This is a genomic window from Thermodesulfobacteriota bacterium (genome assembly GCA_040756475.1).
Lineage (GTDB): Bacteria > Desulfobacterota > Deferrisomatia > Deferrisomatales > JACRMM01 > JBFLZB01.
The window spans coordinates 1-7,828 of the sequence record JBFLZB010000205.1 but is presented as its reverse complement, the minus strand read 5'-3'; the positions used below and the strand labels follow the sequence as shown (position 1 = coordinate 7,828).

Sequence of the window (7,828 nt, the reverse complement as noted above, 5' to 3'; positions counted from 1 at the left end):
CGCCGGCTTCCCGGCGGGGGCACCGCCGGGCCGAGAGCCCTTCGCCCATCTCCGCCAGGAGCACCCGCGCCCCGCCCCGGGCGAGCTCCCGGGCCGCGAAGATGCCCGCAGCCCCGGCCCCCACCACCACGGCGTCCCACGCGCTCACAGCCGCCACCGGCGCAGGTCCTCGAGAAACGCGTGGTCCGTGAGGTCTGTGCGCACCGGGGTCACCGAGACGCACCCGTGCCCCACCGCCTCCACGTCGGTGCCCACATCGTCGTCCACGTAGCCGAGCTCCTGGGCCCCCACCCAGTAGTAGGTGCGGCCCCGGGGGTCCACCTTCTCCACCACGCCGCTCCCGAACACCCGTCGGCCCTGCCGGGTCATGCGGATGCCCCGCAGCTCCTCCCAGGTCTCCACGTTGGGAACGTTCACGTTGAGGAGGGTTCCCAGGGGCAGCCCCCGGGCGGCCACCGCCTCGGCCAGCATCCGGGCGACCCGGCCGGCCACGCCGAAGTGGAAGTCCTCCCGGGCGGCCAGGGACACGGCGAGGCTCGGCACGCCGAACAGCGTCCCCTCCAGGGCCACCCCCACGGTGCCCGAGTAGGTGAGGTCGTCCCCCAGGTTTCCCCCGTGGTTGATCCCCGCCACCAGGAGGTCGGGCTTTCGGCGCAGCACGCCGTGAATGGCCAGGTGCACGCAGTCCGTGGGGGTGCCGTCCACGCTGTACCGGTCGGGGCCGAGGGAGGAGATGCGAAGCGGCCGGTGCAGGGTGAGGGCGTGGCCCACGGCGCTGCGCTCCCGATCCGGGGCCACCACCACCACGCGTCCCAGGGTGTCGAGGGCCGCCGCCAGCGCCTGGAGGCCCGCGGCGTTCACGCCGTCGTCGTTGCTGACCAGGATGAGCAAAGACTCGTTCCCGTACCTTCCCGAAGACCCGGAGCCGGAGCCGCTTCCCCGCCGGGCGGAAGGGCGAGGATAACACGGGCGCCGTGCCGATCCTAGGTCACCGCCCGTGGCAAGCGTTCCGCCCAAGATGGGTTTCTGCTAGATTGGCCCGGTGGGAGGCGGGACGATGACACACAGGCTCGGCTCCGGCGGCGAAGCCCCGCCCCGGAGAGAGAAGGCTCGGGCAGGGATACTGGGGCCGGAGGCCCTGGGCGCCTGGCGGGAGGTGGAGGCGCTTCTGCGGGAGCTCTTGGAGCGGAGCGCCCCCGACGAGGTGCCGCCCCGGGCCGGAGACGCTCCGGCCCCGGAGGGACTCACGGCGACCGAGGTCCTGCGGGCCTGCCGCAGCCGGCTGGCCGCCGTGCGAGACGCGGCCTCCGCCCTGGAAGGGCGGCTCTCCGAGCTCCAGCGCCAGCAGGACGAGGTGCTCGGCATCGTGGCCCACGACCTGCGCACCCCGCTCGTGGCGATCCAGGGCTTCTCGCAGCTCCTGCGGGCCACGGGGGAGTTGAGCGAGAAGCAGGACAGCTACGTGGAGCGCATTCTCCAGGCGGTGCGGGCCATGAACCGCATGGTGGAGGACCTGCGCACCGCCCGCCGCCTGGACCAGGGCCGCCTCTCCCTGGAGCCGCGGCCCGTGGACCTGGAGGCGCTGGCCCGCGATCTGGTGGAGATGCACCGGGAAGAGGCGCGGCAAAAGGAAGTCGCGTTGCGTTTGGAGGCCCCGGAAGGGCTCCCCCGGGTCGTGGGCGACCCGGAGAGGCTTGCCCAGGCGGTGGGCAACCTCCTCCAGAACGCGGTGAAGTTCACCCCGCGGGGCAGCGAGGTCGTGCTGCGGGTGCGGTGCCGGGAGGGGGTGGTTCGCTGGGAGGTGACCGATCGGGGGCCGGGGTTCGACGAGGCGCTCCTGGCCCAGCTCTTCCAGCGCTTTGCCCAGGGGCAGGCAGGGGAGGCGGCGGGGAGCAAGGGCTTCGGGCTGGGCCTGCACATCTGCCGCGAAATCGTGGCCCTGCACGCCGGCCGGGTGGGGGCGCGAAACGAGCCCGGGGGAGGGAGCACCTTCTGGGCCGAGATTCCCCTGGTGCGCCCGGAAGAGGCGGACGCCAGGCTCGGTTCGCCCCCCCAGGCGGCCGTCCGGAGCCGGGCCGGGTGACCCCCGTGCCGCCCCCCGCAGCCGAGCAGCCGGGAACCGGCCAGGGACCCCTGGGCCGCCGCAGGGGGCTCTCGCGCCTGGCCCACGTGGCCTTCTGGACCGCCCTCTTCTACCTGCTGACCTACGGCGTCGCCAAGCTGAGCGAGTGGCTCTCGGCGCGCTGAGAGGCACCCATCCGAGGAGGTGGTCGCGCCGTGAAGCCCATGAAGAAGGTCGCCTGGGTCGCCCTAGTGCTCGCGCTGCTCGCGGTGCATGCGGTCTACACGCTGCGGCTGGAGCAGGCCGACGCCCTGGTCCGGCTCGCGGACGGCCGGCGCCTCACCCTGGAGGCGGCCCTGCCCGACCTCTTCGGGGCGCGGCTCGTCTTCGTGGGAGAGCTCCACGACCAGAGGTCCCACCACGAAGCCCAGCTCCGGGTGATCCGCGCCTTCCACGAGGCCGGCCGGCCCGTGGCCATCGGGCTCGAGATGTTCCGGGCCGAGAGCCAGCACCTTCTGGACCGGTGGGTACAGGGGGCCCTCACCCTGGAGGAGTTCCTCCACGTCTACTACGACAACTGGAACTTCCCCTGGGTCTACTACCGCGACATCCTGCTCTACGCGCGGGAGCACGGCATCGGCCTGGTGGGTCTCAACGTGCCCCAGGAGACCATTCGCCAGGTGGCGCGGGCGGGGTTCGAGAGCCTCTCCCGGGAGCAGACGGGAGAGCTGCCCCAGGTGCGGTGCGAGATCGACGAGGCCTACGAGGAGTTCATCCGCAGGGCGCTGGGGATGCGCGGGCACGAGGGCCGCGCCTTTCGCAACTTCTGCGAGGCCCAGCTCCTGTGGGACACCGCCATGGCGGTGAACCTCGCGCGCTTCCTCGAGGAGAACCCCGACCACGCGGTCATCGTCATCGCCGGGAGCGGCCACGCCTGGAAACGGGGCATCCCCGACCAGGTGGCGCGGATCCGCCCCTTCTCCGCCCGGGTGCTCGTCCCCGAGATCCCCCAGCGTCTGGACCGCTGGAGCGCCACCGCCGAGGACGCCGACTACCTCTGGGTGGGGCTCCCCCTGGAATAGGCGGGAAGACCCGCCAAAGGAGCGCTGCGCGTACGGGCGCACGGCGTGCGCCCGCGGGGGTTTGGCCGCCGTCCCTCGGGGCGGGCGCCCAGCTGTGCGCCCCAACGGGTCACCCCGCCGTTTCTTGCGGCACGAGAGGCTGTTCTTGAACCACTAAGACACAAAGACACGAAGAATGCGCACGTCATATCCCCGTGATCTCCTTTGTGTCTTCGTGTCTTTGTGGTTCGGGGGTCTGAGGCCTCTACAACTTGTGGATTGGGGTACTACAGCGACGCGTGGAAGAAGACGGGCAGGCTCTCCTGCTCCCGGACACCCGGGCGGGTGAGCAGGCTCACGGCGAAGAACACCACGCCCGCCGCCACGAAGGACACCAAGAAGCCGTTGAGCTGGAACCAGGCCGGGTTGGGGTTGAGCACCATGCCCCGGCCCCCCACCGCGAAGAGCGCCAGATTCGTCCCCACCCCCACCACCGTTGCCGCCACGGCGCCCCACCGGGTGGCCCGCTTCCAGAAGTATGCCCCCCACAGGGGGAACACGGTCACCGCGATGATCCCGAAGGCGATCACCGAGAGCTCGGCCACCGGGGTCTTGGGGTCCAGGGCGATGACCGTGGACGCGGCCAGGAGTCCCACCACCGAGACCCGGGCCACCGCCACGAGCTCCCCCGAGGTGGCCTGGGGGCGCCAGAGCTTGTACACGTCGTTGGCGATGTTCATGGCGTTGCCGAACACGAGGCCGTTGACCGTGGACATGGCCGCGGTGAACCCCCCCGCCACGGCCAGGGCCGCCAGCGCGGTGGGGAGCACCTGGGCGGCCGCGAGCCCGTAGACCTTGTCGGCCTCCACCCCCGCAAGGCCCGGCACCAGAAGGGTGGCCGCCACGCCCACCAGCGTGGTGCAGGTGATCAGGAGCACGCACAGCCCGCCGAACGAGAGCACCATGGCCTTGAAGCCGTTGGCCGTGCGGCTGGAGTAGGCGTGCATGAAGGGCTGGGGAAAGCAGATGCACCCCAGGCACATGGCCGCCGCATACCCGAAGATCATGGGGTAGGTCCACACCTTGCCCCCCCTGGCCCCCAGCTCGAAGAGCTCGGGGTGGCGGGCAAAGACCTGGTCCATGGTGGCCAGGAAGCCGCCGTTCTTCGCCATCACCGCGAAGAAGAGCACGAAGACCATCGCGCAGAAGAAGACCCCCTGGATGGTGTTGGCCCAGGCGGCCCCCTTCATGCCGCCCATCACCAGGTACACGGCGATGAAGACCGGCACGAAGAGCAGCCCGAACCGGTAGCTCACCAGGCCCTCGCTCATGGCTTCGAGCATGAGCCCGATGCCCTGCATCTGGGCCACCAGGTAGGGGATCGACGCGAGGATGGTGACGAGCGGGATGAGCAGCCGCATGGAAGTGCCGTAGCGCTCCCCGAAGGGGGCCCCCATGGACTGCCAGCCCCGCACCTTGCCCAGCAGGAAGGTCTTCTTGTGCATGTAGTACCAGAGGTACCCGAGGGGCACCAGGTTCACCGCCAGCACGTAGAGCGCGCCGAAGCCCGTGCGGTACCCCAGGCTCGACATCCCGAACATGGAGAACGCGCTCAGAAAGGAGGCGAGCAGGCTGAAGATGAGCACGAAGTAGCCCAGGCTCGAACCGGCCACGAAGTAGTCGTCGGCCGTGCGGGTGAACCCGCGGCGAAAGGCCACGTACCCCGCCCCCGTGGACGCCACGCAGATGGCGGCGATGATGAGCACCGAGATCATCGGTCCACCTCGACTTTCAGCTGCCGGGAATTGCGGCCGGCGGCCTGGAGGTCGCGCAGGAGGTCGGACATTTCTTCGTCCTCCAGGGCCTGGCCGCTGCGGAACAGGAAGTACCACTCCAGGGCGAAGAGGAGCGCGCTCGCCCCCAGCGCCACCACGGCCCAGGAGGGCATACCCAGCCATCGGGACGCGGGTCCGTAGGACCCGTAGCCCAGGGGAGACCAGACCAGCGGGGTCAGGATCAGGAAGGCGGCCAGGAAGAGCCGGCCTGCGGTACGGGATTTCTGCGCCATGTAGCCATTCCTCTCGGTGTGGGGTGTGCGCTCAGGCAGCCGCGGCCTGGTCGTCCAGGGTGCGCAGCTCGAACCGCCGGATCTTTCCGGTGGCGGTCTTGGGCAGGGCCTCCACGAACTCGACCCAGCGGGGGAACTTGTAGTGGGCGAGGCCGCGCTTGACGTGGTCCTGGATCTCCCGGGCCAGGGCGGGGGACGGCGCAAAGCCCTTCTTGAGCACCACGAAGGCCTTGGGCTTCACCAGGGTATCGGCGTCCCGGTGCCCCACCACCGCGCACTCCAGCACCGCCGGGTGCTCGATGACCGCGGCCTCCACCTCCACCGGGGAGACCCAGATGCCCCCCACCTTGAGCATGTCGTCGGTGCGCCCGGCATAGAAGAAGTAGCCGTCGGCGTCCTGGAAGAACTTGTCGCCGGTGTTCAGCCACTGCCCGAGCATGGTCTGCCGGGTCTTCTCGCGCTTGTTCCAGTATGAGGCGGCGGCGCTGCCGCCCTGGACGAGCAGGGTGCCGACCTCGCCCGGGGGCACGTCCCGGAGCCTCTCGTCCACGATGCGGGCCTGGTACCCGGGAACGAGCCGGCCCGTGCTCCCCGCCCGCACCTTGCCGGGCTGGTTCGAGATGAAGATGTGGGCCATCTCCGTGGAGCCGATGCCGTCGATGATCTCGACGCCGAAGCGGTCCTGCCAGCGCTTGAGGAGGTCGGCCGGCAGCGCCTCTCCCGCCGAGACGCACAGCCGCACCCCCTCCATCGCGCCCTCGGCCTCCAGGAGTTGGCCGTAGAGGGTCGGCACGCCGAAGAACAGGCTGGGCCGCGCCGCGGCAATGGTGCGGTACACCGCGTCCGGGGAGGGCCGGTCTGGCAGGTACACCGCCGTGGCGCCGACGCTGAAGGGGAAGTACAGGCCGTTGCCCAGGCCGTAGGCGAAGAAGAGCTTCGCGGCCGAGAAGCACACGTCGTCTTCCCGGATGCCCAGAACCTGGCTGCCGTAGGTCTCGGCGCAGCACACCATGTCGCCCTGGAGGTGCACCGTCCCCTTGGGCGCTCCGGTGGAGCCGGAGCTGTAGAGCCAGAAGCACACGTCGTCCCGGCAGGTGGGCGCGGGCGCGAGTTCGGAGGACTGGGCCGCGAGCAGGGAGCCGAGGGGGAGGTCTTTGCCTTCCACCGGGCCGCGGGCCACCACCACGGACTCCACGAACTCCAAGCGGTCCCGGATGGACGCCAGGGCGGGCAGGAGCGCGGCGTCCACCACCAGCACCCGAGCCCGGCTGTCGTTGAGCATGTACTCGTAGTCCTTGGGGCGCAGGAGCGTGTTCAGGCACACGGGAACCGCCCCGATCTTGATGGCCCCGAAGAACGCCTGGGGGTAGACCTCGGAGTCGAGCAGGAGGAGCGCCACCCGCTCCTCCATGCGCACCCCGAGGGAACGAAGGGCGTTGCCGAAGCGGTTGACCCCCGCCTGGACGTCGCCGTAGGTCATGGACCGGCCCTCGCACGCGACGGCTACCTTGTCGCGCCGCCCTTCGCGCACGTTGCGGTCCACGAAGTAGTCGGCCGCGTTGAATCGTTCGGGGAGCTGCTGGGGCGTGTCCATCGTGTCCTCCTCGCGTGGAGACGGCGTGCTGTTTGCCGGCCCGGCGGGCGCTTCGACCCCCAAGGTCCGGAGGCCCGCGTTTCGACGTTTCAGAACACCATTTGCCGTTGAGGAGGATGGTAGGCCGGGGGGGAGGTCGCCACAATCGGCGGCCCCCCGGTTGTTGACCCGGTGGAGGGCGGAGGGGGGATCGGTGAATCACCTATCGCTGAAGATCGAGATCGAAATGTAGGAGCCTGCTCCCGCAGGCGACTTGCCGCGCCAGCGGCAGGGAGAAGGGTCGGCCTTCGGCCGACATCGCCAGCAGGAGCTGGCTCCTACAGAGGAACCGGACCGGCTCCGCGCTCGACCGGTTACGCCCATTTCGATTTGGACGGTGCATCCAGTTGCCCCGTGCCGTCCGCGCGGCCCGCCCGAGAACCTGACGCAGGGCCCCAGTTTTCCCGCCCTCGAGGACTTCCGGGGCGGCTCAGCGGCAGCGGCGCGTTTCGGGCGGGCTACGGGGTTTCTCCAAGTTGTGTGCGCTGGTATCCTTCGGCGAGCCCCGCGGGGCCGGAGAGTCCGGCAACCCCGTACCGTGGACGCGTGCCCCCTGGCGGAACCCTCGACCGGCTGGGCACCCCTTCCTGGCGGAGGCCGCGTTGTCCCCTTTCGACACCGAGGAGCGCCTCGAGGCCCTCGCCCAGGAGGTGCGGCGGCTCGCCGACCGGGTGGCGAAGCTGGAGGCCGTCGCCGCGCCCCCCGCCACATCGCGCCCGGCGGCAGCCCCCGACGATTCATCGGGGGCACAGGCCGCAGCACCGGGGGCCGACGCGCCCTGGGGGCGCGCCAGCACGGTGCTCTCCCGCACCGCCCTGGTGTGCTTCGTCCTGGTGGTCGCGCTGGTGCTGCGCACCCTGGCCGACGCCGGCATCCTGGGGCCGGGACCGGGAACCGCCCTGGGGCTGGGGTACGCCGGGCTCCTGCTGGGGTGGGGATGGCTCTCCTATCCGCGGCGGCCGCCGGTCGCTTCCCTGGTGGCGGTCTGCGGCGCCCTGCTCCTG

The 7,828-nt window shown here is 70.9% G+C and carries 9 protein-coding genes; 4 read left to right on the top strand and 5 right to left on the bottom strand.

Annotation, left to right across the window (positions count from 1 at the left end; all coding sequences use genetic code 11):
- Positions 1–124, bottom strand: a 124-nt coding sequence (locus AB1578_20195) for an NAD(P)-binding protein (protein ID MEW6490215.1), incomplete at its 3' end; no start/stop codon positions are given.
- 20 nt (positions 125–144) lie between these two features.
- Entirely contained in the window at positions 145–891 is a 747-nt protein-coding gene (gene surE, locus AB1578_20190; GenBank protein MEW6490214.1) for a 5'/3'-nucleotidase SurE, read from the bottom strand.
- Positions 892–1,057: 166 nt separating this feature from the next.
- On the opposite strand from surE, the gene AB1578_20185 reads away from it, so the two are divergent.
- The 3 genes from AB1578_20185 to AB1578_20175 are packed head-to-tail and all read left to right on the top strand — an operon-like array spanning position 1,058 to position 3,144.
- Positions 1,058–2,083: a HAMP domain-containing sensor histidine kinase gene (locus AB1578_20185; GenBank protein MEW6490213.1), complete on the top strand. Its 1,026-nt coding sequence runs from the start codon at positions 1,058–1,060 to the stop codon at positions 2,081–2,083.
- Positions 2,080–2,247 (top strand): hypothetical protein, encoded by a 168-nt coding sequence (locus tag AB1578_20180; protein ID MEW6490212.1) that lies wholly within the window; start codon positions 2,080–2,082, stop codon positions 2,245–2,247. The genes AB1578_20185 and AB1578_20180 overlap by 4 nt, the downstream gene beginning before the upstream one ends.
- A 39-nt stretch (positions 2,248–2,286) precedes the next feature.
- Complete coding sequence (locus AB1578_20175) at positions 2,287–3,144, top strand: ChaN family lipoprotein (protein ID MEW6490211.1); 858 nt, start codon at positions 2,287–2,289, stop codon at positions 3,142–3,144.
- Positions 3,145–3,410: 266 nt separating this feature from the next.
- Here the strand turns inward: AB1578_20175 and AB1578_20170 are convergent, their stop codons facing one another.
- From AB1578_20170 to AB1578_20160, 3 genes are read right to left on the bottom strand one after another with little or no spacing between them, the layout of a single operon-like run.
- Positions 3,411–4,898, bottom strand: a complete 1,488-nt coding sequence (locus tag AB1578_20170; GenBank protein ID MEW6490210.1) for a sodium:solute symporter family protein — start codon at positions 4,896–4,898, stop codon at positions 3,411–3,413.
- Complete coding sequence (locus tag AB1578_20165; protein MEW6490209.1) at positions 4,895–5,191, bottom strand: DUF997 domain-containing protein; 297 nt, start codon at positions 5,189–5,191, stop codon at positions 4,895–4,897. The genes AB1578_20170 and AB1578_20165 overlap by 4 nt, the downstream gene beginning before the upstream one ends.
- Positions 5,192–5,222: 31 nt before the next feature.
- On the bottom strand, positions 5,223–6,785 hold the full coding sequence (locus tag AB1578_20160) for a benzoate-CoA ligase family protein (protein ID MEW6490208.1): 1,563 nt from the start codon (positions 6,783–6,785) through the stop codon (positions 5,223–5,225).
- A 641-nt stretch (positions 6,786–7,426) separates the two neighbouring features.
- On the opposite strand from AB1578_20160, the gene AB1578_20155 reads away from it, so the two are divergent.
- On the top strand, positions 7,427–7,828 hold a 402-nt coding region (locus AB1578_20155; protein ID MEW6490207.1), incomplete at its 3' end, for a hypothetical protein.

Excerpts from the sequence above, each read along its gene's own strand:
- AB1578_20185 (MEW6490213.1), top strand. The coding sequence starts at position 1,058 with ATGACACACAGGCTCGGCTCCGGCGGCGAAGCCCCGCCCCGGAGAGAG.
- AB1578_20175 (MEW6490211.1), top strand. The coding sequence starts at position 2,287 with ATGAAGAAGGTCGCCTGGGTCGCCCTAGTGCTCGCGCTGCTCGCGGTG.
- AB1578_20170 (MEW6490210.1), bottom strand. The coding sequence starts at position 4,898 with ATGATCTCGGTGCTCATCATCGCCGCCATCTGCGTGGCGTCCACGGGG.
- AB1578_20165 (MEW6490209.1), bottom strand. The coding sequence starts at position 5,191 with ATGGCGCAGAAATCCCGTACCGCAGGCCGGCTCTTCCTGGCCGCCTTC.
- AB1578_20160 (MEW6490208.1), bottom strand. The coding sequence starts at position 6,785 with ATGGACACGCCCCAGCAGCTCCCCGAACGATTCAACGCGGCCGACTAC.